This window comes from Paenibacillus sp. 2TAB19 (assembly GCF_052115185.1).
GTDB lineage: Bacteria > Bacillota > Bacilli > Paenibacillales > Paenibacillaceae > Pristimantibacillus.
On record NZ_JBFRGE010000009.1, the window covers coordinates 21,052 to 46,608 of the forward strand.

Sequence of the window (25,557 nt, forward strand, 5' to 3'; positions counted from 1 at the left end):
AGTGACTTTATACGATGAAAGCAGCGATTTATTATGGAAAAAACGATATTCGAGTGGAAGAACGAGCCATTCCCAGCATTGGGCCAAAGGACGTCTTAGTTCGTAACCTGCGAAGCGGCATCTGCGGCACAGACATTAATATAGTGAAGACCGGCGCCGGCAATATGGGCATTAGCTTGGGTTCCGAGTTCGGACATGAAATGGTAGGCGAAGTGGTCGAGGTCGGTGCAGAAGTATCGTCAAGTCTGGCAATCGGCATGCATGTTGGAATAAATCCGATCACGGCGAAAAAAGTCGGAAGGTACAAATCATTGGAATGCTCCGGCTTCTCGCAATATGTAGTTGTAGAAGATGCGGCTCTCGATTATAACTTGTATGCAATGGCAGACAGCATACCGCTAGAGGTCGCAGCTCTGATGGAGCCGATGAGCGTAGGCCGTCACGGCGCATTCAGCGCAAATCCGGTGTCGACCGATAACATCGTCGTTCTAGGCGCCGGACCTATCGGTCTTACGGCTGCGGCAAGCTTGATCGCGGAAGGCATGACGAAGRTTTGCGTGGTCGATATGGATGAATGGCGCTTAAGCAAGGCAGCCGAGCTAGGCGCCCTTACCGTCAATACAAGCACCGAAAGCCTACAAGAAGGGCTGACCCGGCATTTTGGCGAGACGAGCGTGTACCGCCAGAACGTGCCGAATGTCGATGTATTCATCGATGCTGCTGGTGCACCGTCATTATTCGAGAACGTACTGACAATCACCAAACCTCATGCGAAAATTTCGGTTATTGCCGTTTATAAGAGCGATGTTCCCGTTAGCCTTGCTCATGTCATGTCCAAAGAAGTACAGATCAAAGGCGCAAGCGGCTATACGCATGAAGATATCTCGAAGGTCGTCGAGCATCTTGACCGTTATAAAGACAAGTTATCCGGACTCATCACGCAAGTGTTCAAGCTTGACGATATCGGGGAGGCTTTCAACAAAGCGATCGAAGCTAAAGGAACGGTTAAAGTGATAGTCGATATGACTTAATCATCATCCAAAATAACGCAAGGACCTCATTCCACGCCTACCAGCGGAGTTTGAGGTCCTTTTACTATATCGGTTGATACGATCCGTACGAATTGGGCATATTGAAATAAAATGTGTTCCGAGGTGAAAGATGTCTTCTGGCGTAAACGAGTTAACCAACGATATTGATCGCAATGCTGCCCTTATTCAGCATCAGTTCACGGATACAGAGGATTTGTCTACAAAAAAAATGCTTGTGCATAACCAAATCTGCCTGATCCTTTACTTGAATACGCTTGTGAAGACAGATCTGATTCATACCGGCCTCATCGAACCGCTAGTGGTTAACAATCTTGATTTAGATGATGATACCGTTTCATCTGCCGTCGTTAATCGGACAACCGATCTTGCTCTCATTGTCGACGCTTTGCTCGATGGCTCGTGCATCCTCTTATCCGATAACGATCCCAAAGCTACACTTATATGCGTTGCAGAAAATTTAAGCCGTTCCATAGAGGAGCCGAAAGAAGAACAGACCGTAATTGGTCCGCATGAGGGATTCATTGAAAGTGTTGATACCAATATCTATCTGATCCGAAAGCGGCTAAGAAGCACCAAGCTGAAAGTCAAGTATCAACAAATAGGCAAAATCACGAGTTCGAACATCGCTATGTTATATATGGATGGGCTCATTAACCCGGACATTGTCGCCGAATGCACCCAGAGGTTGGCCGCGTTCGAAACGGATCATCTCTATTCCATTGAAAATATAGAAGAATGGATCGAGGAGCATCCTCTATCCCCTTTTGCCCAGTCGCTCAAAACAGAACGGCCCGATCGAGTGATCTCCTACTTAATGGAAGGCAAGTTATGTATTATCGTTGACGGAAGCCCGAACGTATTAGTTGTTCCGATCAACTTTTTTTCCTTCTATCAATCTCCAGATGACTTTTCTAGCAGATGGGTATCAGGTACCTTTTTCCGTTTGATTCGTCTGCTCAGCTTTATATTCGCCATTACATTGCCTGCCATTTACATTGCCATTGTATCGTTTCACGCAGAGGTTCTTCCTTTAGGTATTTTTTATTCCATCAAGGTTTCATTGACGTACGTTCCGTTTCCTCCTATCTTAGAGGCGCTCGTTATGCAAATCACGCTCGAGATCTTAAAGGAGGCTTCCATTCGTCTGCCGTCGCCCATCTCGCAAACCATCGGCATTGTCGGCGGTCTCGTAATCGGAACAGCGGTTGTAGAAGCTCATCTGGTCTCCAATACGATGATTGTCGTTATCGGATTGACCGCCATAGCTTCATTCGTCACACCGCTAAGCGAATTCGGAACAAGTCTACGCATATTGGGATTTCCGATGATTATAGCAGCGTCACTATTCGGATTTTTCGGAATTGTGCTTATGTTAATGGTTATCGTCATGCATTTATGCAAGCTGGAAACGTTTGGCGAGCCGTATTTCTATCCGTTTACGAACTATCGTCCAAAGCGAATTAGAGATTCATTATTGAGATTGCCTGAGTGGAAGCGGCATAGTAAGCCCGGTTTCGAGAGCGGTCACATGTCATTTTTCAAAAGGTGGAAAAAAAGTTGAGCGCTGCGCGTGCATCGATATCGAAATTTCAATTGTTTTATTTGATTATCCAAAGTCAGATCGGAATTGGGTTATTGTCTTTGCCATCCGACATGCAGCAATCGGTTGACGGGGATGGTTGGATCTCTACTTTAATCGCCGGAGCTGCCGTTCAACTGCTGCTAATTATCTATTGGCTGTTGTACAAGAGGCTGCCGAATTACAATTTTCCCGAGATGACAATTAAGCTATTCGGAAATATCGCAGGCAAAGCGTATAACATCTTTTTTGGCGTCTGCTGTTTGATCATTGCGGGCCTTTCCTCTACGCTGTACATCGAAATGATAAATATGTGGTTGCTGCCGCATACGCCTAATTGGGCGTTGCTCATTCTCATCGTTGMGACTTGCCTGTTCTTGGTGCTTGAGGATATCCGAATTATTTCCCGCTTTTTGGTCGTTACTTCCTTCCTTTTTGTAATATTAATTTTGATGAGCTTTCTCGATTGGACGAAAGAGCTTCATTTCTCTTACCTGCTTCCTATTGGTAAATCCGGCCTCCTCGATATCGTTAAGGGAAGTCACCATACCTTTCTTTCCATGATCGGGTTTGAAATCGTCTTGTTTGCATTTTCCTATGTGAAGAGTGATACGAGGGGATTATTGAAGGTCATTTCATTCGCGAACCTGTTCGTTACGATATTGTACACCTACTTCGTCCTTATTTGTCTGGTGAGCTTCAGTCCGAATGCGTTGAAGCAGCTAAAATCGCCTATCCTGTTCATGTTCAAAGGGTTTGACTATCGAATGGTCGAACGTTTGGACCTTATCTTCCTATCGTTATGGATCGTCCCGATGACGACTTCCATCATTGCCTATCTTTATATGGCCGGCAAAAGCTTAAGCCATGATCAGCGCTCGTATCGGAAATCAATTATGTTTAGCAGCGTTGTCATCGTAATTGTAGGTCAATATTTATCGACGCTGGAGCAACTAGATCAAGTCAGCCAATGGATTCAGAATAGTTACTTCGTGGTCATCGGCGTAGTGCCTGCTCTCATGCTGCTGCTGTCGTATAGTTTCAAAAAACATTCCAAAAGGTGTCCGTCATGAGAGTGAGGCTTGTCACTGTCGTTGTTTTCCTGCTTATGTCTATGCCGCTGTCCGGTTGTTGGGATACCAATCATATCGTTGATCAAAGAATCATTAGCGGAATAGGGTTGGACTTGGATCAAAACAATAATCTCGCAGGTACCGTTAGAGCTTTGCGCCTCCAGAGCCAAGGAGGAGGTCAATTTCTATTGCAAGACGAGCTCGTTCAATCTTCGGGAAAATCGCTGCTCGAAGTCGGTATTAAGTTGGATAATATGCTTGCTGGCAAAACCGTCGGTAATAAAACACATATCATTATAATCAATCAAAAAGTAGCCAAGCAAGGCATATACGAGCCGTTGGAATTTTTTTATCGCAACTCCAAAAGCTACATCGCCTCCAAGGTAATTATCAGTCTAGATCCCGCAGCGAGCGTATTAACGGTTGATAAGCTTGAGAAAAGCCCCATTTCGTTCGATATTCTCCAAACGATCACAGCGGCTGAAATTAGCACCGTCATCCCGGAACAATCGCTGTACAGCCTTTGGTCCAAGATGTTCGACACCCATCAGGATACGATTCTTCCGTTGATCAGATTGAAAGAACCGAATAATTTGATTCTCGATAGTGCCGCTTTGTTTCACGGCGATCGATTCACAGGGGAGATTATATCCGGTGAAGACACAACGTTGCTGCTGCTTTTAATGGATCAAATGGCTAAGACGGCAATCATGAATGTGGAGATAGAGCCGATTCGCACAACGAAAAAACAAGATGAATCAAACAAAGAAATGATTTCATTCAGCACCATGAAAATGAAACGGAACATGCGAGTAAACGTTGATGAAGCAAGTCAAGCCATTACTTGCTCCATCAAGGTACATTTATACGGTGAAATCGTCAATTATCCTCATATCTCGGGGGTAGAGAAGGATAAGGAAGCGTTAAGCCATGAAATTGCGCTGTCTCTAAATAATCAGGCAAAAGCCATAACCAAGAAACTGTTGGCCGCGAATAGTGACGTTTTTGGTATTGAGGGTCATTTGTCGGCCTTCCATCCAAAGTTGAGTAAGCAAATGAACTGGGATGAAGAGTACCGCAACGTGCAAATCGAGCCTGAGTTCATCATCCATATTACGGGAAGCGGTTTGCTGAAGTAGTTCCCGAGCGAAAGTCTACTTCAGTGCAATCGTCTTCGTCGCAATGTTGCTGCAGAATTCGCTATCATGTTCTACGAACAGTATGGTCGGCTCGTATTCCAGCAGCAGCTCCTCGATTTGCATCCGGGAAATGACATCGATGAAGTTAAGCGGTTCATCCCAGATTAGCAAATGGACATTCTCGCACAAACTCTTGGCAATGAGCACCTTCTTCTTCTGACCGCCGCTGTATGACGATATATCTTTCTCGAATTGCACTCTGGCGAAATCCAGCTTCCGTAAGATCGCTTTGAACAAGCTTTCATCAATGCCGCTTTGCCTTGCGTAATCTGTCAGATTGCCATACAAATGCGAGGTGTCCTGTGACACATAAGATATTTTTAGCTGGCTGCCCCGTCTGAAGGTTCCGGTATACGATAGATCCTCGCCGCAGATGAGCTTGATGAGGCTTGACTTTCCGGACCCGTTTTTGCCCGTTAATGCGATTCTCTCCCCTTGCTCAATCGTAAAGCTGATGTCCGAGCAGACCGTCTTCTCCCCATATTGGATCGAGACATGCTCAAGCTCGGCGAGCTGTTTCTTATGATAAGCAAGCTGAGCAATTTTCAACTTCTCGGAGCTCTCGATATTTTTGAGCAGTTGCGACTTCTCATCAATGGCCGATTGCTGCCTGTGCTCTAACGATTTGGAGCGTTTCATCATTTTAGCAGCCTTATGGCCAACATAACCTTTATCGACCTTAGAACCAGAATTTCTTGTTCCGTTTTTCGTCTTCTCCACTTCATGCGACCAATTGCTCGTACGTTTAGACGCTTCCGACAGGCGATGAATGTCCTTCTTCAGCTTGTCGTTTTCGGCGAGCTCGAAGTGATCCTGCCGCTGCTTATTTTCCCACCAGTCGGAGAAGTTTCCCTTCTGTATCTCGATATTCGTCTTATTGATCGAAAGAATATGATCGACGCAGCGATCAAGGAAGGAACGGTCATGCGACACGAGTATATAACCGCTTTTCGAACTCAAATACCGGCTGACAAGCCTCCTAGCCTCCATGTCCAAATGGTTCGTCGGCTCGTCAATGAGCAGAAAGCTATTTTCCTTCAGAAATAACGCCGCCAGCAGCACTTTCGTCTGCTCTCCGTTCGACAAGGAATCGAATGGCCGATATAGCACATCCTCGGTTACTTTAAGCAAAGAAAGTTCGCGCATCAATTCCCAGTGCTCATAATCCGGTATAATCTCGTCGATAACGTCCAACACATTATTCTCTTTGTTCGCAACGGGGAACGGAAAATATTCAAAGCCGACCTTGGCCGAAATGCTGCCGCTGAACTCGTATTTACCTAGCAGCAAGTTCAAGAAGGTTGTTTTCCCTCTGCCGTTTCTTCCCGTAAAACCTAATTTCCAATCGGTATCAATCTGAAAACTTACGTTTTCGAATATAAAATCATAGCTGCCGTCGTAGGCAAACGTCAAATTCGACACATTTATTAATGACATAAATAATATCCTCCTGTAAGTAAAAAAATAAGAGCTACAAGAAAGTTACTTTCTTGTAGCTCAAATAAATACAGCAAATCCAACCCGCTAAGCGGATTAGGATAAGGATATTTAGATTGAGTCATGAAGAACGTTGTAACTTTCTTGCATATAACAAATAAAACAGACGAAATAACTCGCCTTGATCGTTTTATCCATGTATACTCGCTGCAAGAAATATTACATTATTCCGTTCAACCCCAATCGTTAAAATTACAAGTATCTTACCATACCTTATTTCTTAATTCAACCGGCTTCTCGTATAGGTTGAAGCCATCCGTTAGTCCCTTATTCACATAACCGTTCCGGCTGTATAGATCATTTAGGGTCGGATTGTCAGCTATGCAGTCTAAGCGAACAACGTCCTTGCCTTCGAACAATATGCCTGAATTGGACCATTGCAGAATGGCTTCGCCAAGCCCCGACTTCGCATAACTACGGCTGATTGCAAGGCGATGCAGATAGATGGCGCGATCGTATGAACTCGCTGCATCTTCCCATAGACAAAGATCCCACTCGCTTGGCTCGCGCATCAGAATAACGATACCTGCCGCTGTCTCTCCGTCCTTGGCAATGAAGACATCGCCTCTTCTGATCGCCCCGGCTGTATCATGCGAGTCTTCCCCGCTTAGCAGTGCGCTCCACTGGGTTGAGCCTTTGCTTTGCAGCCACTTCGCCGTTTCCAGCAAGAGCGCTAGAATCGCATCCGTGTCCTCTTGCCTAGCTTGTCCAATCGTAAATGTCCCGTTCAGGAGGGTCGCTTTTCCGATGCTGAAGTTTTGTGTCATCGCTATCCCCGCTTTCTCTAATTGGACCTACAATTCCTTCGTCATAAAGGCGCTAAGCGGATCGTCGGTATAGTCCGCGAACGGCCCGCAGTAGGCGAAGCCCAGTCGCTCATAAAGCATTCTCGCTGGCTCGAAATCGATCGTGCTCCCCGTTTCCAAGCTCAAACGCTCATACCCTCTAGCTTTCGCTGTCTCGAGCATTTGCAGCAAAATTTTTTTGGCTACGCCTTTTCGAAGATGCTCGGCAGCCGTGCGCATGGACTTAATCTCTCCGTGCTTCGGATCCAGCTGCTTGATTGCACCGCAACCAAGCAGCTCCTCTCCCTCCCAAGCGCTCCAAAACGTAATATCCGGCTTTCTGAGTTCAGCAAGTCCCAGCGCATGCACACTTTCAGCCGGCGTATTGTCGTACATCCCTTGAAGATGATAATTAACCAAAGCAATCACTTTGGAATCGGATAAATCATCCACTCTGATATCCATAGCGTCTCCACTCCTACGTCTTACTACCTATTTATCACGAGTAATTAAATAATTCAATAATTGCTTTAAGAAAGCCGTATTGCGAGGAATATCTCTCAGTACTTCCATCGCTAGACAATAATGATCCCACATCGTCTTACGCGCATCCTCCACGCCAAGAACGGTTACGAAGGTCGAATTGTTGTTGGCAATATCTTGACCTGCAGGCTTGCCAAGCACTTGAATATTCCCTTCCGCATCAAGTAAATCATCCTTAATTTGGAAGGCGATTCCCGCATGATACGAAAACTTCTTCAACGATTGTATCTCTGAATCCCCTACTTGGGCAAGAATGGCCGGCATGACGAGTGAAGCTTCGAAAGCAATTCCCGTTTTGTAATAACTGATCGTGTTCAATTGCTCAAGCGTAAGCTCTTTGCCTCTGGCATTCAAATCCATTGCCTGGCCCGCGCTCATATCGGCAGCTTTCTGAGAGGAATAGCGGATCACTGCAAGCACGTTATTGGCATCGAACGCGACAAGCGACGCTTGCTCTTCAATCCCTTTTTGTATGAGATACAGTCCCGTTAATTCCGCTGTAGCGCTATTATGAAGCTGATGCAGCGTTGGACGCCCCCTGCGGGCAGAAGAATTATCTTGCGACGGCAAATCATCGAAGATCAACGAAGCGGTATGCATATATTCGAGCGATCTAAGAAGCGGCAATATCCCCGTAGGACTCAATCCGTATTCATTAACGCCCATGACCCAAGTCAGTATAGGACGAATTCGCTTGCCATCCCCGTTCAGACTATAGTTGGCAGCGTCAATCAGCGTTTCTTTCATGGCGGGAATCCCGTTTGGCTTAGAGATTGGCAGATGGCTATTGATCTGATCCCGTACATTTTTGATCGTCTCTAGAAACTGCTCCTTCTCTTGCCTGTCGTTTCTAAGAACGTCCACCATCTGATCCCGCAGCAGCTTATCATAGAAATCAACGTTGTCAGCTCGGCCTACCACCCGCCCAATAAGTCGATTGAACACCGGATTTCCCGAAGCAAATATGTCCATGATCTCGTTATACTTCACATCACCGACACGTTGCTTGCATCGCTTAAGACCGTTAATGGCACGCGACAACAGCACCTCACGAGACTTGGCATCGGAGTCATATACATTATGAATCAAGTAAGCGATGACCGCCCAATACAATTCATACGGATTAATGAGATCTGGACGGCTGTCACGATAGGTTAAATAATAAGTGTAAGCCGTAACCGCTCCGTCCCTCATATCGTCGAACATATCGGCAAAATCATCAGCAAGCTGATTATAAATTCCGTAATAAAAGGTTCGTTGATCGAAACCGTCATCTGCATCAGACCCGATAACGGAACGAACAATCAGCCGTGAAGAGGACGACTTAATGATAACAGGCAAATATAGCTCCTCATTCGTGTAGCTTGAATTGTGAAGCTCCTTCATTCGGTCTAGATCCTGGGAATGAAAAAATACATAGGACTGTTCTGTGAAGGCTTGCATCGTATCCGGCAATTGGCGCCGCTTAATATATTCGAATGCGTCGCGCAGCTCTGCGTGCACGAAATGCACTAGTTCTCTATTGTTGCCGTTCCATTCTTCTATATCCGGTACGGCTCCATCCATAAGCGTCGCACGGATCATTTGGGAATATTGTTTTTTCTCTTCATGATCCAACACTCTAGAATCGAGCAGATCATCAATGAATGGATAGGTCAGGCCGTAGGAATAACCGAGTCTGATCGCTTCATCCAATCGCTTAGCACGATCTGCTGGCAATACGGAACTGTCCATGTCGTCCATGACATGCATGACGACACCAACAATAAGCTTGATCAGCTTGCGGACAGCTTGTTCCGCATTCATTCCATCCGGAATAATCGAGGTTACGGCCCTTATCTTGCCGATCACCCAAATAGCGGCGTTTTCGATGCCTTCCTTCTGGGCCCAACGATATAGACCGTGCATGTTCATTAATTGCGGCTGCTCGTTTTGCTTCGTATGGGAACCGCGCAACAAGTGTTTCTTAACGTCGTTAACTATATCTCTTATTTGGTCCTTTGCCTCGGAAGAATGCAGCGCTTTGCCCAAATCCCTCATATAAATATACGACACGCTTCGATCCAAATAACTATCCAGCTTCCCATTGTCGCTCAACCAGCGGATATATCTGCTGTAATCATGAGCTTCCGGTCTCTTGTTTAATCGCGTAAGCATCGTAAGCAAAGAGTGAGGTTTGACATGAACCTTTTGCCATAATCGAATGTCTTCCGTCAAGGTTGCCACATAGGACTTGCTTGCAACCTGCGCCGAAAGCGAATGAAAATACTGAGCCGCCTTCACCTCAGCATTGTTATACCATGTATCGGAACGTTCGGATATTCCCACATTCATACGATAGATTAACTCACCTTCTGTTTATGATAAAACAATAATACGCGTCAAAATGATCCCGGTTACGGAGCACTTTGAGCTCATTCCTTATGTTGGCTTATTATGAACAAAAAAACAAGAGTGCAGTTAGATCTGCGCTCTTGTTTTTTTTGATTTCTATACCCTTACTTCGCTTGAATATAACCTTCCGCTTTCAGCAGTTCAGCGATCAGTACTGCGCCGCCAGCCGCGCCGCGAAGCGTGTTGTGCGATAAGCCTACGAATTTGAAATCATACAACGAGTCCTCGCGCAATCTGCCCGCCGATACGCCCATGCCGTTCTCGATGTCGCGATCCAGCTTCGTCTGCGGTCTGTTCTCTTCCTCGAAATACGTAATGAATTGCTTAGGCGCGCTAGGCAATTCCAGCTCTTGAGGACGGCCTTTGAAGTTCTGCCAACGAGCAAGAATTTCTTCCTTCGAAGGTTTGTTCTCGAACGATACGAATACCGTTGCGAGATGTCCGTCCGTTACCGGTACGCGGATGCACTGCGTCGTGATCAATGGAGCGCTTGCTTTCACGATCTGGTCGTTCTCGATGCTGCCCCAGATTCGAAGCGGCTCCTGCTCGCTTTTCTCTTCTTCGCCGCCAATATACGGGATAACATTGTCGAGCATATCCGGCCAGTCGGTGAAGTTTTTGCCTGCTCCGGAGATCGCCTGGTAAGTCGATGCCACGACTGTCGTCGGTTTGAAATCCTGAAGCGCATGAAGGGCCGGCACATAGCTTTGGATAGAGCAGTTCGGCTTCACGGCGATGAAGCCGGTCGAAGTTCCAAGGCGTTTGCGTTGTGCTGCGATAATATCCATATGGCTTGGGTTGATTTCCGGAATGATCATCGGAACGTCCGCTGTCCAGCGATGCGCCGAGTTGTTGGAGATTACCGGCGTTCCTGTCTTCGCGTAAGCTTCTTCCAACGCTTTAATTTCATCTTTCTTCATATCGACCGCGCAGAAGATAAAGTCTACGTCAGCCGCAACCTCTTCCACTTTGGAAGCGTCTTGAACGACGATTTGTTTCACTTCTTCAGGAATTGGGGTAGCTAGCTTCCATCTTCCTTGTACGGATTGTTCATATGTTTTGCCGGCCGAGCTGGCGCTGGCAGCGATTGCTGTTACTTTGAACCATGGGTGACCGTCGAGCAATTGAACGAAGCGTTGGCCAACCATGCCTGTTCCTCCGACGATAGCAACTTTGAGTAATTGTGACATTTGCTCTTCAAATCCTTTCGCATGAAATATGAATGGGCAACCTATACTATGTTACTTGCAAGCTATCCTTTCCATAAAGGCAACAAAAAAATCCCACCCCCAAGACTGATGTCTTAGGGACGAGATTATTATACTCGCGGTACCACCCCAGATTCGCCAATATGTCGCCATATTAGCCTCTTCGAGTACGACATTGTCAATTAATGCTTATACTCTAGCTCTGTAACAGGAGCTCCTGGCACATGATCCCCGTTGTTCACAGTTCCCATGCGCTGCTCTGAGTCTTTGTTCAATAAAGTACGCTTTGCTCCTTTTCAGCGGACGGAGCTCTCTGTGAAAGTATCCCTTTATTTACTCGTCTCTTCATAGCATTTCATATGCGATTATATTATCAAATTACTTTTCAAAGGTAAACATTTTTTTTGAAAATAAATTAATTAATTTCGTCAGCCCTAGAAGCCTTCCATGCTTGATGGTCAGCTTCAACCCTTTTCCATAAAACGTTTCGTTCGATGCTGTCGTAGTGAACGAGCTTTTCTCCAAACACGTCTGCTAGCACGCTAAGCCATTGCGACTCATTAACCAATTCGGTTTTTGACACTCCATTACGGTCTCGCTTGCTCCAGATACAGCCGCGAAGCTCAYTGCTTTCCTCCGCATCGCGTTGTCTTATTAGAAATATATTCATCCATGGAGATTCTGGTGAACGGCTATAATGCTCATGCTTCGGATAGAACTCATCCAGCCCATTCAGCACTTCAGCATCAATATCTACGCCAACAAAAGAAGCGTTCGGATCATGCTCAAGCCTCCAGCCTGGCTTCACGACCGTTGATTCCGTCACCTGATAACGCAATGGGCCTTGCTCATATGATCCGTATTGCATGGGCAGAGGACGATAGGGCATGTCCCCGAGTCCTACATCCACAATCCACTTCTCAGGCTTCGATTGTTCATCATTAAAATCGACGCTGAGTCCCAAATGGAACGAGTTGACTCGCGGTTCTAAACCCAATGGCTGAACGCCAGCGCGATGCAGGTTAACCTGATAACCCAATGAATGAAGAAGCGCGCTGAACGCCCCGTTCAGATGAAAGCAATAACCGCTTCTGCCGCTTAGAATCAGCTGTACGGAAGGCTTAAATCCGATCATAGCCGGTTTYCTTGTAAAAATATCTATGGTTTGCCAAGTAAGTGTTCGAACATGCGCCTCATGAAGAGCAACCAAGTAAGCTTTTGTTGGCGGCTGATGTTCCGCGATTCCAATTCGCTGCAAGTAAGCCTTTATTTCTTCTTTCGCGAGCGTATACATATGAGATCAGCCTCCACTCTTGCAACTATCCTTCTTCGACATCCGCCGTCAATTCACTTGCCACTTCCATCATCACGGGTATAACGGCATCATTGCTTCCTGAGACATAAATATCTCCGCCGTAATGACGGAATGGGATTAATGCATCTCCGTGGCTCCACATGAAGAAATCCCCTTCAATCGTCATCGTCGTCTCGCCATGAGCGATGAACACGGGCGAATAGGTGAAATCAGGCTTCGTCGCAAAATATCGTTTGCATTCCTCTAACGATATCGCTTGCTCCTCTGCACTTCTATGTTGTTGATATTCTCTTGTCACTCGATAACGCTTGCTCATCCTATGTCCTCCAGTTCAATAATCCATTATCCGATTGCATAAAATTCATTTTACAGCGATATCCGAAGGGGTGCAACATTCGACTTAAGCCTCCTGATACAATGAAGCTTGTGCCTGGAACATCACGGCATAGACGCCATCGGCAGCCATCAGCGACCCATGATCGCCCTCCTCCACGATCTCTCCACCTTTAAGAACGACGATCCGATCAGCATAACGGGCCCAGCCTAGACGATGCGAGACGAACAGCACCGTCTTGCCTGCTGCAAGCGCTTGGAAGGAGCGATACAGCTCGGTCTCATGCACCGGATCAATCGCAGAGGTCGGTTCATCAAGGACGAGCAGTCCCGCATTTCGAATGGCCGCCCTTGCAATCGCCAGCCGCTGCCATTGACCGCCGCTTAACTCACGGCCGCCGGCGGACAACAAGCCTAACGAAGTTTCTAACCCGCCTTCAAAATGATTCAAATCGACTAGACCTCCGGCTTCCAAGGCATGATTAATCGCTGAGTCATTGTGTAGAAACGCTGTTGCACCGAAGCCAACATTATCACGCAAAGTCGTTTCATACCGAACATAGTCTTGGAAGACCGCCGACGAGGATCTCCGCAGCCTCGAGCAGTCTAAATGCTTATAATCAATGCCATCCCACGTTACAGAACCCGAAGTCGGTTCATATAAACCAAGAAGCAGCTTCACAAGCGTGGATTTACCAGCCCCGTTCTCTCCGACCAGTGCAACCGTCTCGCCCGGATTGAGCCTCAGATTAATGTCTCGCAACACATATTCGTTACTGTTCAAATATCGATAATTAACGTTATTAATTATAATTTTCCCTGGCTTTAGCGGCTCGTTAGCAAGCGGTGCCGCACCTCGTGAATCCGACTTCTGATTCATAGATAAGTAGACTGCCAGATCATTAATCTTATCGCTTTGAATAACGATCTTGCCGATTGGAAAAGCCATTCTTCCGGATATGCCGTAAGCTTGCCGCATAGCTAGAAAAACAATAACGAACGTACCCGCCGTAAAGTTCCCCGATTTTAACTGAGACAACATCCATGTGACCGTTCCGAATAAYCCTATGATCTGCACGGTCGATACGAGCATGCCGCGTTTTATTTCTCTCCTGCGCGCTCCCATTCGCAGGGAGAGTGAGTCGCGCATCATACTACTCCATTTGTCGGTCAAATACTCAAGTGAACCGAAGAGCCTCATTTCTCGAACGGTTTCCGGCTTCGTGAGCTCCTCCTTCAGATAATCAGACTGTCTCCCAGACCTGGTTAAGTCGCGATTCTGCTTACGGACAACAAGATCTGACTCCAGCCGGATTACGAACGAGATTATAAATACAACAACGAGTACGAATCCGATTACGGGATGGGCGAACCACGCGACGAGAATGAGTCCGATGAGTTCGAAAAACAAACGAAGAAAAGCGATCACATTTTGCAACACTCCGAATAAATCCGTTCCCGCCACGCTCTTCGCTCTTTGCAGCAGATCATAATATTCGGTTTGCTCCATCATCTCTAACGGTACGCTTACGGCTTTATGATAGACCGCTGCTTGAATCTTCATCGTTGCTTGGTCGCGGAATTGGGCATCGATGATGTTATGGAGGGCAGATAAACCTACCCGAAAGAGTGACACTGCTGTAAAAATAGCTAAAGGCTCCCAAGCGTGTCCTATCCACTCGCTCATCTGACGCCCCACCGGATCGGCAGCACTCTCATGGAYGAACAGGTCAACGAGCTCACGCTGCGCCGCTAATCCCGGAACGACAAGCATACCAAGCACAATAGGAATAGTCAGCCATGCCAGGGACAGGAGAGGCATATGACGCCATACGAGATAAAATAATGGAATGATTTTTTTTATATTCATTTGTTTCATCCTACATACCACGACGCCTGTAATTGAAACATATGGCTATATAGGCCGTCCCTCTCCATTAATTGTTGATGCGTGCCTTGCTCCACGAGCTGCCCCTCTTTCAAAACGAGGATAATGTCAGCCATCTTCGCCGCACCCAGCCGGTGCGTGACGAGCAAAGCTGAACGCCCCTCCGAAGCACGCAAGAAAAGCTCGAATGCATCCTTCTCTGCTTTTGGATCTAGAGCTGCCGTCGGCTCATCGAATAATACAAACTCAGCGTCATTAAGGATAGCTCGAGCCGTCGCGATCTTCTGCCACTCCCCCCCGGAGGGCTCGATGCCCTCGAATGGAACGCCAAGCTGCATGCTCAAATCCTCGAACCGACTGCCCGCTGCCTGCAAGGATTGATGCAAACGCTTATCATCCATGAGTGCTGATATTTGACCTAATGCAACATTTTCACGGAGCGTCAACAACAAGCGGGTGAAATCTTGGAAGACGACGGATACATTTCCTTCGGCTGATGTAGGCACAATCCGGCCAGCCTTTAAACGGCTCCATACGATTTCCCCTGTCGTTGGAGAATAGAGTCCTAATAGCAATTTGACCAATGTCGATTTGCCTGATCCGTTCTCACCGACTAATGCGACACGGCTATTCGGAGGAATGACAAAAGAAACGCCGCGAATGGCATCGCGATTATTGCCGGGATATCCGAAATGGAGATTACTCACTTGCAGTTGCAAGCCCCCAGGCTGCTTCCCTTCTGCTACTTTTTCTTCAAATGCTGCCGATGCCTCTCTGTTTGATCGATTAGGTTGTACTTCATCAAGGTTTAAATAAGCTTGGAAGTCCTCCCACTTCATATAATGTGTTCGCATTGCGACGCCTTGCCTGATTAAGCTTGGCAATTGTGATAATAATGTCGTCAACGCCAAGAATAGGAAAGCAAAATGTCCCGCGGACAGCAATTTCTGTCCGGGCATTAATACGACTAAAGCTAGCAGCAGCCCGGTAAGCAGTGCCATTAGCAGCTCAGGTGCGACTTTCCGGCCTTCAGCTGAACGAACAGCACTCAACGTATGCTTAGAAGTCTGCCCCATTAGTACCGTCCATCTATCGCTTAAGAGACTCCCTAAGTCGAACAACCTCACTTCCTTTGCTGCAATGCGATTCGTCATCAGCTCAGAGTAATGGCGCAATAATCTGCGATCAGAGCTTTGCTCTCGCGTCATTCGCTCGATGCTGCCAGCTGATTTGCCGGATATATATACAAGTAAGAGAACGGAAGCAATAACTGCAATGACCGGAAGCCATTGGCCCAATCGGATGATAACGATGATGAGCACCAATAATTGCATAGACAGTTGAAGCAACTCTGCCCCTGTATGATAGATCTCGTATACCGATACTCGAAGCGCGCGTTCTCGCATATCCTTCACCTTCGCAGATTCGATTGTCGCTAATGGAAGCCTTGACGTTTTGCGCATGATGAGGCGCTGTTCCTCAAGCGTTCCTACCTCATTAAGGCGGGTCATGGCAAGTGGAATCGGCGCTCCTAGCGCAACACTGTTAACGAACATCAGTAAACCAAGCCACCCAGATGCCCATAGAATGGGACTTATCGGTGCTGAAGCCGACCATGCCTGAATTCGATCAATGATGGTTTTGACAAGCAAAAGCTCAAGCGGCATAATCGGCACCGAAATGAGGAGTGCTGCCGCTAAGATGAGTACGTATCTCTTCTCGATGTGATATAAAATAAATGCTGCATTACGAAAGCATTTCCAATAATGAATGACCATTCACCGCCTATGCCTCTCTACTCAAACCGCATCGTTAAAGATACCGGAATTTCCATAAAAAGTATAGACTTATAAATTCCCTCAGGTTATACTACTATTATAAGAAGCAGCGGACGGCATGCTTTATTTGAACCCACACAGAAATAAACAGCGACACCTCGCGGTGTCTTTTTTATTTGCCGCAAATTTTACAACCCGCTAGAATAAAAAAATCAAATGAGAGACAAAGAAAAAAACAGGCTAACCGTTCATAAAATGGTTAGCCTGTTTTTGATTTTCTTTTTATGAACATTAGATTTTTACTTTACCTGCTCTATACCATAGACCAACGGGAATGAGCAATAGCGACAGAACGCTGCCGGATATCGCAAGTACAGCGTAGCTTGACCCTGCTACGACCATACCGGATAATGCGCCGCCTGAAGCACCGGCGATAGCAATGAATACGTCAAGAGCGCCTTGCGTCTTGGCTCTGTTCTCGATTGTCGTTGCATCGACGACCAAGGCCGTTCCGCTAATAAGTCCGAAGTTCCAACCAAGCCCGAGCAACGTCAATGCTGAGATCAGCAGTGTCAAAGAATCTGCTGGCGCAATGGCAGCAATAAAGCCGGCAATCAATAAAGTAACGCCTGCCGCAAAGGCCATTGGAATTCGCCCGAACTTATCCACAAGTATACCGGTGAAGAGCGACGGCAAATACATAGCGCCAATATGGATGCCGATTACGAGTCCTACCGCTCCAAGGCCGTGACCATGATGCTGCATATGGATTGGCGTCATGGTCATGATCGCAATCATGACCACCTGGGTTAATACCATTACAGTCGCGCCAACAACGATTCCTTTGCGGCCATCAGCGAGCGACTGGCGCGAGGCAGACGGATGGCTGTCGGAGCTTGCCTTCTGCGACTCCGCGATGGCTTTGGCGATCCGCAGCGGATCAGGACGAAGAAGCACGAACAGAACCAAACTCGCGACGATGAATGCGGCAGCCGATAAAATGAAAGGTCCGGCAAGTACGGGAATGCCGTTGGCCTCCGCGAAATCGCCCATGACCGGCACTAGATTCGGCCCCGCAACCGCTCCGAACGTCGTCGCTACCATCGCAACGCTAATCGCTTTAGCCCGTTGCGATGGCATCGCCAAATCCGTTCCCGCGTATCTCGCCTGCAGATTCGTGGCGGTACCCGCCCCATAAATAACAAACGAGAGGAACAATAAGACAAGACTGTCCGCGACGGCAGCGAAGACAATGCCCGCAGCGCCGATGCCGCCGGTCAGGAATCCGGCTGCCAGTCCGATCCGTCGCCCGCTACGCTGGGACAATCTTCCGATGAGATAAGCGCCGGCGGCCGAACCAAGCGTGAGAAGCGCCACAGGCACGCCTCCATAGCTATCCGTCCCCAGCATATCCTTGGCAAGCAACGCTCCGACAGTAACCCCGGCCGCAAGCCCTGCTCCTCCGAAAAGCTGAGCTAGCACGACAATGATCAACGTTCGCTTGTATATCTGCTGCTGCTTTTCGGGAGATACCGTATAGGACTGAGAGAGTTCAGTTGAATGATGAATGGGTAAGCCCTCCTCTGCTCGATACAATGATTCTATGATTATATCGTCATAGGCAGCATTAGGAAATGTATTTCCCCCTATTCGCCATTCATTCCGTACAAACCGAACTAAACGTCCATTTTCAAATCCCCTTCATTATCGATGTATACTTTGAACTTGACGACAGCTTTTAAGTTAGGCAAATAGTTGACCCGCCACATCCGGAGCTCGTCGCGTTTCAACCTGTTGCGGAAGAGCTGGCCGATTCCTAGTATATCCGCTTGCTCCTCCTTCATTTTCATCAAGACGCGATTAAGTCTTTCAGTCAGCAGAGCTTGAAGATCCTGCTTGATCCTATCTTGCGTCGGATGGCCTTTCGTTTCCAGCAATGCGACTCTAAGTTTGATTTGGCAATTCAGCACCGGTTTGCCGTCGACGATCGAGACATGGTGCGTAATACGATTATTCACAATCTGTACGGTGGCGTTATCCATCACCTCGATCTTGCCCTTTACGTCCAAGCCGCTGAATATATTGGCAATCAGCGTTTCATTCGGCGTAAGACGGCCTACCATTTTACCGTTGCGTATAATGGCGCTGCCTTTGGTCTCTATGATCGTGCCCTTCCCCGATTTAATGATCGGTATGGCTTCATCAAGCGTATAAGAGTGAATGCTGCGAAATAACTCCCAGATTCTCGACGTCGCAACTTGCGGGCTCCACCCTGCGTTCACTTTAAAGAAATCATCAAGCAGCGTTCCGTTATTCATGCTGTATTGTTTTATATTCTCGAAAAACTGATCGATCGGTTCGTCGCATATGACCGCCATTGTTTTGGGTGATATCTCATTCGAGCGTATAAATGCGGTAACAGCGTCGTTCAAGCCGCTAGTCGCATAAGCTTTATCGAACAGGATCACTTTCAGATGCAGCAGATCCATCTGCGTCTCCATGTTCGAGCCGATTCGGTCTACAATATCGTTGATCGTGGCGCCAGAACCTTGGACAAGACGGAACTCGGTCCCCTGCGATTGGAGCGGCTCCGGAATTTGCAGAACGATATGGTATTGCTGGTCTACCTTCGAAACGCCCATCACAATTGGGAGTGAACGATGATTAATATCTTTATTGTCCCAGCAGCCGGTTAGCGTTAACAATAGAGTCGATATTCCGAGAAGAAGCAAAACTCGCTGACGACCTATTCTCATGTCATAACCCCTGCCTTCTTCGAATGTCGAATGCCAAGAAAGAGCATGAGCGCAGGGATGAACAGCATCACGTACACGCGAAGGATCGTATTCATCCAGAATAAATGGTCGACTGCATGCCAATCCGGAATAAGCACACTGAGTGAATAAACGAGAATTGCCAAAGGGATTAGCATTGTAACCTGCTTTACAGGTATGGCGACGCGTATAATAAGTGCTGTCTTCCACAGCAGCATCGCGTGGAACAACATGACGAACGAAATTAAGCATATTAGAAAAAACATCGATATCCGATCGAACATTAGCCAATTGATTTCGATCGTTTCCGCCGTCTCAAGAAACGGAAAACTAAATAATACCGCCGTGTTTCGACCGAAAGTCAGAAGCGGGATATAGACCGAGATTAGAAACATAGGAAGAAGAATAAAGTAAGCTCGGAGCAGCTTCGAAGGTTTGTAGGTTACAAAGGGCTGGATGAAACCAAGGTATAGAAAACCTCCTCCGAAAGCGAAGAAGCTCTTCGCAAACCCAGGTGTGAACAGGAAAGAGAAGTTGACGACCTCTTTGTCCAGTAAGGGAAACAAATAATGCCAATCCACATTTTGAAATGCGCTTGCAAGGACGAACAGAACGAGCGGGGTGCCCATAATGATAAGCAAAATGGAAGTGCGGAATATCGCCTCCACGCCGAGCAAAGCAATATAGGACGAAATGGCGACAAGCAAAAGCAATATGGCCCAGGTTGGCGTACTTGTAAGGAAGATCAGTCTTATGACCTCGGCATACGCTCGGAACGTGACGATACTCACGCTAACTAAATACACGGCAAGCGGAAGCAGCAGGATGATCGCTAACGGCTTCCCTAATTGCTGCAATATCTGTATCACGTTAAGGTTTTCGAAGTAACTGATTCCTTTCGTATAGACCGCTATTATGGCGAAGTAGAATAGGAAACCGGTCATGATCGGAATCCAATGGCTGCTCTCTGCGCCTTCGATAATTTGACCAGGATAGAAGAAGAAGATCAGCCCCATATGGCCAATTAAGAACAGCGACGTGACTTGCGTAGTTTTAGCCATTGGCATCTCCTCTTGTCTTCATAATATGCACATAAGGGATTCCGAAAGAATTAAGGCTTGCCATATAGGCGCAAATGGCGACCAGTCCTGCCACAAGGCCATACAAACCGAAACCAGCAGATAGGATAAGGATCAAATACTTGAACAGACGAATAGACAATGAGTTATGGAAGCCCACGACGGTTGAACTCGATATCGTCGTTGCCGCCAGCACGATAATGAGTAGATTGCTGACCAGCTTGGCGCTGACGACGGCCTGTCCGAGTATAATTCCGCCGACCATCGTGAGTGTCGGACCGATGCTCTTAGGCAGACGAATGCTTGCTTCGAAGATTAGCTCCAAGATGAGCAGCAGCAGCAGCGTCTCCACCAATGAAGGATATGGAACGTCCAGTCGGCTTCTTGCTATCGTAAGCGCGATCTCAATACGGAGCATATCCGGATTCACGGAAACGAGCGAGACGTATAAGCCAGGTATAATGATGTTGGTCAAGACACCCAGAATACGAAGCAACCGCGTCAGGTAGGTGAAGACGGTCAGAAAGTTCCGGTCATTCTCTACGGCGAACATATCGGTTAGAAGACTCGGCAAAATAAGGGCGAAAGGAAACCGGTCCAGCAGCAGCACGACTTTTCCTTTCTGCAGCGCCCTTTCCACCTCCTGAGGCAATTCCGTCGAATTAAACTTCGTGACGGTTGACCATTTGCTAAAGCCGAGCATACTGCTCAATTGCTGCAAGTTTTGCACGTTCATGCTAATATTCGTTTCAATCTTCTCTACGACAGACTCCAATAGCTTGGGAATGACTTGATTTTGCTTATAAATAACAACGATCTRCTTCTGCCGGTCGGGGCCGACGCCGTAGGACTGCGTTCGCAGATCCTCGGAAGCAACGTGCTTCCGTATCAATCCGATATTCGTTCCGATATCTTCTACGAATGCGCTAACCGATCCCCGGAGTACGTTCTCCGTAATAGGAGCTTCGATCGAACGGGACAATATTTTGGAATAAGGATGGTAGTCAACGAATACCTCCTCCGATTCGAACCAAATAACAAGCTGCCCTCGCAACAGCAGCGAGACGATCGAATCCTCGCTCGGATCTTCAATCATTTGGCCGATACTTTCGCATAATCGGTACTCGCTTTCATCGGGAACGAACCTGGCTGCTTGCGCATGGAGCTCATTCATCGATTCGGCAACGCTCACGAACGACTGGTAGCCAAGCAAGACGACCTGTTCGTTCGACAGCAAGATTTTGTATCGGAAAAAATCGGAGTCTTGGCCTAACCGCTTTATGATCTTATCTATTAATTTCAACTAAAATCCCCTCAACATTTTCTTGTTATGTTTTCCCTTTTTTCACCAACTATGCATCGAGTTATAACAAAAAAGGGAACCCTGCACGAAAGCAGAATTCCCTTTTTCAGCTTCTTATTCAATTAGACTTAAACTCCTCAGTACCCTTAATAACGTCCGTACATTCCTTGATCATCCCGATGGCCCAATTGTAGACTCCGCGATCGGGGTACTTCCGATAGTCGCATTCCAGCGCCGAGATGAGAAATAAATACACATCATACCATCGCGCGCGGATCGATTGGCTAGTCGTGAGCTCATTGATGCCGTCCATCTCTCAGCCTCACAATCTGTTCGTATATTTAGTAGAATTCGTATGCTTCAATTATATCTGCTATTGGAAAAAATGGTAACGAAAAAAGCAACCACTCCCTCTCGGGATGAGTTGCTCTCAGATGAAAATCAGACGTTAAGCGTATAGCTGCTGCGGGCGATCTGCGTTGCTTGCACCATGTTGCGCAGAGCTGCAACCGTTTCTTCCGTGCCGCGTGTCTTAAGGCCGCAGTCCGGGTTAATCCAGAACAGCTTCGGATCAAGCACGCGAAGCGCGCGATCGATCATGCTCGTCATTTCTTCCACTTGCGGAATGCGTGGACTATGAATATCGTATACGCCGAGTCCAATGCCAAGCTTATACGTGTTCAGCTCGAAGCTATGAATAAGCTCGCCATGGCTGCKGGATGTCTCGATCGATATCACGTCGGCATCCATGGCTTCGATGGAATCGATCATGTCGTGGAATTCGCAATAGCACATATGCGTATGGWTTTGCGTCGTATCTTGAACCGTGCAAGTCGTCATACGGAAAGCTTTGACCGCCCATGCAAGATAAGCAGCTTGCTCTTCTTTCTTAAGCGGCAACCCTTCACGAACGGCTGGCTCGTCAACTTGAATCATGCCGATTCCAGCTGCTTCAAGCGCCTCTACCTCTTGTCTTAGCGCATAAGCCAATTGGTAAGCGATTTGCTCGCGAGCGATATCGTCACGAACGAACGACCAGTTCATAATCGTAATCGGGCCGGTTAACATCCCTTTGACGGGACGATCCGTCTTCGACTGCGCATATTTCGTTTCTTCGACGGTCATCGCTTCCTCGAAAGCTACATCTCCGAAAATAACCGGCGGCTTCACGCAGCGCGATCCGTAAGATTGCACCCAGCCGTATTGCGTGAAAGCGAAGCCGGCAAGCTTCTCGCCGAAGAACTCAACCATGTCCGTACGCTCGAATTCGCCATGTACGAGTACGTCGAGTCCGATCTCTTCCTGCAGCTTGATCCATAGATCGATCTGGTCGCGGATGAAGCCTTCATATTGCTCGTTTTTCCATTCGCCCTTGCGCCACGATTGACGGGCTTTACGCACTTCGGCAGATTGCGGGAAACTGCCGATCGTCGTAGTAGGCAAGATCGGAAGCTGCCATTTATTCTGCTGTGCGGCATGACGCACAGCAAATGCCGAGCTGCGTTTCGGCTGCTGCGTGCTAAGTGCAGCCACCGCTTGCTGAACATCGCCGCGGTTGCGGGTGCTGGACGTGCTCAGCGCTTGCAGAGCTTTCTCGCATTGCTCAAGCTCATTAGCGATTGTTGCTTTGCCGGATACGACAGCCTTCGTTAACAGGACAAGCTCGTCCAACTTCTCATCGGCGAAGGCAAGTGCGCCTTTCAGCTCGGGAAGCAGCTTTGACTCATTAGCTGTTGTAACCGGTACATGCAACAAGCTGCATGACGATTGTACGATTAAGCGATCAGCCGAAACGATTTCCGTCAATTGCTCCAGCACGGACAGCTTCTCTTGAAGCGATGCTTTCCAGATGCTTCGGCCGTCAATAATGCCTGCTCCAAGAACTTTGTCAGCCGGGAATCCAGCAGCTTTGATCGATGCCAAATTTGCGGATCCGCCATGTACGAAGTCAAGACCGATACCTTGTACCGGAAGCTTAACGATAGCCTCGTAACTTTCAACCGATTCGAAATACGTTTGCAGCAAAATGTTAAGACCCGGTACAGCAGCAGCGAACGTCTCGTAGATCGAACGAAGCCGTCCATAGTCCGCATCGCTTAATTTCGTTACGGCGATTGGCTCGTCGATTTGCACCCATTGCACGCCTTCATTTGCCAGCTCTTGCAACACTTGAACATAGAGAGGAATCAAGCGCTCCAGCCATACGTCCGTTTCCGATGCTTGATAACCCTTGGACAGCTTAAGGAAAGTAAGCGGACCTACGATTACGGGCTTGCCTTCGATACCTAGCTTTTCTTTTGCTTCGCGATAAGCGATTAGCGGTTTGTTCTCAGTCACTGTCGGCGAAGCGCCGTCCAATTCAGGAACGATATAATGATAGTTCGTATTGAACCATTTTGTCATTTCGCTTGCTGCTGCATCCTTTGTTCCACGGGCGATGCCGTAGTACAACGACAGAGGTACGGCGCCTCCTGTATAAGAGAAACGTTTCGGAACGATTCCGAACATCGTTGCCGTATCGAGGATATGGTCATAATAGCTGAAATCATTAACGGGGATAATGTCGATCCCTTTCTCCTGTTGCTTGCGCAAATGAGTGAAGCGGATATCCTGAAGCTTCTGCTGAAACTCCGATTCCTCCAGCTTGCCTGCCCAGAACGCCTCTAAAGCCTTCTTCCATTCCCGATCTGCACCAATTCGCGGATAACCAAGTACACTGCTCTTTGCCATCTTGCAACACTCCTATGCCATTTGTTAAACAAAAGATATCATGGATAGAGAGTTATAGTGTAACTGTATAATACTATATCTAGATATAGCTTTAAGCTATACCTAGATATCATTGGCCTGTTGCACGCTGTAACGCCTCTATATAGGCAGTTCCAAGCTTCGATAATGCAACATTTTTATGAGAAATCCAGCCGACATTAATGGTTTCCTCGCAATCAAGAGGCACTGGAATGATCTCGTTGCCGTTCAGATCGGCGCTCAGAACTCCCGTCGAAATCGTATATCCGTTCAGTCCGATCAGAAGGTTGAATAACGTGGCGCGATCATTGACCCGAATGCTTTTGTTATGAGACAACGTGCTTAGAATCTCCTCGGCAAAATGGAAAGAATTATACTCGCCTTGGTCGAACGACAAATACGGGTATTGCTGCAGTTGATCGATGGTTACGATCGATTGGCCTGCCAGAGGATTGTTGATGCTGATGAAAATATGCGGCTTCGCCGTGAACAAGCTGTGGAACTGAAGATTCGCGCTGCTCAGCAGCTTGTTAATGACCTTCCCGTTAAATTCGTTCAGGTATAGGATACCGATCTCGCTCCGCAAGCTTCGAACGTCCTCGATGATTTCATACGTCTTCGTCTCCCGAAGCGCCAGCTCGTATTCCTCATGTCCGTATTCTTGAACGAGGCTAACGAAGGCATTAACGGCGAACGCATAATGCTGGGTAGACACGGAGAAATGCTGCGGAGAAGGCTTCGCATTCATGTATCTTCCCTCCAGCAGTTCCATCTGCTCGACGACCTGCCTTGCATAGCTTAGAAATTCGACCCCTTCCTTCGACAGTGAAATACCTTTGTTGGAACGATCGAATATGGCAATCCCCATCTCCTCTTCCAGGTCCTTAATCGCATTGGACAAGCTGGGCTGGGAGATGAACAGCCTTTTGGCGGCCTCGTTAATAGAGCCGCGGTTAGCGACCTCAATTACGTATTTCAATTGCTGCAGCGTCATTCCCTTACTCCTATC

20 protein-coding genes and 1 other annotated feature are annotated in these 25,557 nt (G+C 47.4%); of the genes, 4 read left to right on the top strand and 16 right to left on the bottom strand.

Annotated features, from left to right (window positions below):
* Positions 1 to 14 precede the first annotated feature (14 nt).
* The 4 genes from AB4Z33_RS05950 (at position 15) to AB4Z33_RS05965 (ending at position 4,843) form a co-directional block, all read left to right on the top strand.
* Positions 15 to 1,031, top strand: coding sequence for a zinc-dependent alcohol dehydrogenase (locus AB4Z33_RS05950; RefSeq protein ID WP_442049037.1), 1,017 nt, complete (start codon positions 15 to 17; stop codon positions 1,029 to 1,031).
* 130 nt (positions 1,032 to 1,161) lie between these two features.
* Positions 1,162 to 2,613 (top strand): spore germination protein, encoded by a 1,452-nt coding sequence (locus tag AB4Z33_RS05955; protein ID WP_442049038.1) that lies wholly within the window; start codon positions 1,162 to 1,164, stop codon positions 2,611 to 2,613.
* On the top strand, positions 2,610 to 3,704 hold the full coding sequence (locus tag AB4Z33_RS05960) for a GerAB/ArcD/ProY family transporter (RefSeq protein WP_442049039.1): 1,095 nt from the start codon (positions 2,610 to 2,612) through the stop codon (positions 3,702 to 3,704). Before AB4Z33_RS05955 ends, AB4Z33_RS05960 begins: the two co-directional genes overlap by 4 nt.
* Complete coding sequence (locus AB4Z33_RS05965; RefSeq protein WP_442049141.1) at positions 3,701 to 4,843, top strand: Ger(x)C family spore germination protein; 1,143 nt, start codon at positions 3,701 to 3,703, stop codon at positions 4,841 to 4,843. The genes AB4Z33_RS05960 and AB4Z33_RS05965 overlap by 4 nt, the downstream gene beginning before the upstream one ends.
* 15 nt (positions 4,844 to 4,858) lie before the next feature.
* Here AB4Z33_RS05965 and AB4Z33_RS05970 read toward each other — a convergent pair whose 3' ends face one another.
* The 16 genes from AB4Z33_RS05970 to AB4Z33_RS06045 all read right to left on the bottom strand — a co-directional run bounded on the left by AB4Z33_RS05970 (position 4,859) and on the right by AB4Z33_RS06045 (position 25,542).
* Entirely contained in the window at positions 4,859 to 6,340 is a 1,482-nt protein-coding gene (locus AB4Z33_RS05970; RefSeq protein WP_442049040.1) for an Lsa family ABC-F type ribosomal protection protein, read from the bottom strand.
* 263 nt (positions 6,341 to 6,603) lie between these two features.
* Positions 6,604 to 7,167 carry a GNAT family N-acetyltransferase gene (locus tag AB4Z33_RS05975; RefSeq protein ID WP_442049041.1) on the bottom strand — a complete coding sequence of 188 codons (564 nt, stop codon included), beginning with the start codon at positions 7,165 to 7,167 and terminating at the stop codon, positions 6,604 to 6,606.
* A gap of 27 nt (positions 7,168 to 7,194) precedes the next feature.
* Complete coding sequence (locus AB4Z33_RS05980) at positions 7,195 to 7,650, bottom strand: GNAT family N-acetyltransferase (protein WP_442049042.1); 456 nt, start codon at positions 7,648 to 7,650, stop codon at positions 7,195 to 7,197.
* 27 nt (positions 7,651 to 7,677) lie between these two features.
* Entirely contained in the window at positions 7,678 to 10,062 is a 2,385-nt protein-coding gene (locus AB4Z33_RS05985; RefSeq protein ID WP_442049043.1) for a polyprenyl synthetase family protein, read from the bottom strand.
* A 164-nt stretch (positions 10,063 to 10,226) separates the two neighbouring features.
* Positions 10,227 to 11,312, bottom strand: a complete 1,086-nt coding sequence (gene asd / locus AB4Z33_RS05990) for an aspartate-semialdehyde dehydrogenase (protein WP_337101194.1) — start codon at positions 11,310 to 11,312, stop codon at positions 10,227 to 10,229.
* Positions 11,313 to 11,424: 112 nt separating this feature from the next.
* Positions 11,425 to 11,688, bottom strand: a binding site (T-box leader).
* Positions 11,689 to 11,745: 57 nt separating this feature from the next.
* Positions 11,746 to 12,624 (bottom strand): arylamine N-acetyltransferase family protein, encoded by an 879-nt coding sequence (locus AB4Z33_RS05995; RefSeq protein WP_442049044.1) that lies wholly within the window; start codon positions 12,622 to 12,624, stop codon positions 11,746 to 11,748.
* Positions 12,625 to 12,649: 25 nt separating this feature from the next.
* The gene (locus tag AB4Z33_RS06000; RefSeq protein ID WP_442049045.1) at positions 12,650 to 12,961 is read right to left on the bottom strand and encodes a hypothetical protein; all 312 of its coding nucleotides are present in this window, start codon (positions 12,959 to 12,961) and stop codon (positions 12,650 to 12,652) included.
* Positions 12,962 to 13,045: 84 nt separating this feature from the next.
* Positions 13,046 to 14,848, bottom strand: a complete 1,803-nt coding sequence (locus AB4Z33_RS06005) for an ABC transporter ATP-binding protein (RefSeq protein ID WP_442049046.1) — start codon at positions 14,846 to 14,848, stop codon at positions 13,046 to 13,048.
* Positions 14,849 to 14,853: 5 nt separating this feature from the next.
* On the bottom strand, positions 14,854 to 16,644 hold the full coding sequence (locus AB4Z33_RS06010) for an ATP-binding cassette domain-containing protein (RefSeq protein ID WP_442049047.1): 1,791 nt from the start codon (positions 16,642 to 16,644) through the stop codon (positions 14,854 to 14,856).
* A 291-nt stretch (positions 16,645 to 16,935) separates the two neighbouring features.
* A complete protein-coding gene (locus AB4Z33_RS06015; protein ID WP_442049142.1) occupies positions 16,936 to 18,213 on the bottom strand; it encodes an MFS transporter in 1,278 nt (425 codons plus the stop codon).
* A 107-nt stretch (positions 18,214 to 18,320) separates the two neighbouring features.
* Positions 18,321 to 19,400 carry a Ger(x)C family spore germination protein gene (locus AB4Z33_RS06020; protein ID WP_442049048.1) on the bottom strand — a complete coding sequence of 360 codons (1,080 nt, stop codon included), beginning with the start codon at positions 19,398 to 19,400 and terminating at the stop codon, positions 18,321 to 18,323.
* Positions 19,397 to 20,479 carry a GerAB/ArcD/ProY family transporter gene (locus AB4Z33_RS06025; protein ID WP_442049049.1) on the bottom strand — a complete coding sequence of 361 codons (1,083 nt, stop codon included), beginning with the start codon at positions 20,477 to 20,479 and terminating at the stop codon, positions 19,397 to 19,399. The genes AB4Z33_RS06020 and AB4Z33_RS06025 overlap by 4 nt, the downstream gene beginning before the upstream one ends.
* A complete protein-coding gene (locus AB4Z33_RS06030) occupies positions 20,472 to 21,800 on the bottom strand; it encodes a spore germination protein (RefSeq protein ID WP_442049050.1) in 1,329 nt (442 codons plus the stop codon). The genes AB4Z33_RS06025 and AB4Z33_RS06030 overlap by 8 nt, the downstream gene beginning before the upstream one ends.
* A gap of 118 nt (positions 21,801 to 21,918) precedes the next feature.
* Positions 21,919 to 22,113, bottom strand: a complete 195-nt coding sequence (locus AB4Z33_RS06035; RefSeq protein ID WP_442049051.1) for a hypothetical protein — start codon at positions 22,111 to 22,113, stop codon at positions 21,919 to 21,921.
* Positions 22,114 to 22,241: 128 nt separating this feature from the next.
* On the bottom strand, positions 22,242 to 24,530 hold the full coding sequence (gene metE / locus AB4Z33_RS06040; RefSeq protein ID WP_442049052.1) for a 5-methyltetrahydropteroyltriglutamate--homocysteine S-methyltransferase: 2,289 nt from the start codon (positions 24,528 to 24,530) through the stop codon (positions 22,242 to 22,244).
* Positions 24,531 to 24,639: 109 nt separating this feature from the next.
* Entirely contained in the window at positions 24,640 to 25,542 is a 903-nt protein-coding gene (locus AB4Z33_RS06045) for a LysR family transcriptional regulator (RefSeq protein WP_337101203.1), read from the bottom strand.
* Between the last annotated feature and the right edge of the window lie 15 nt (positions 25,543 to 25,557).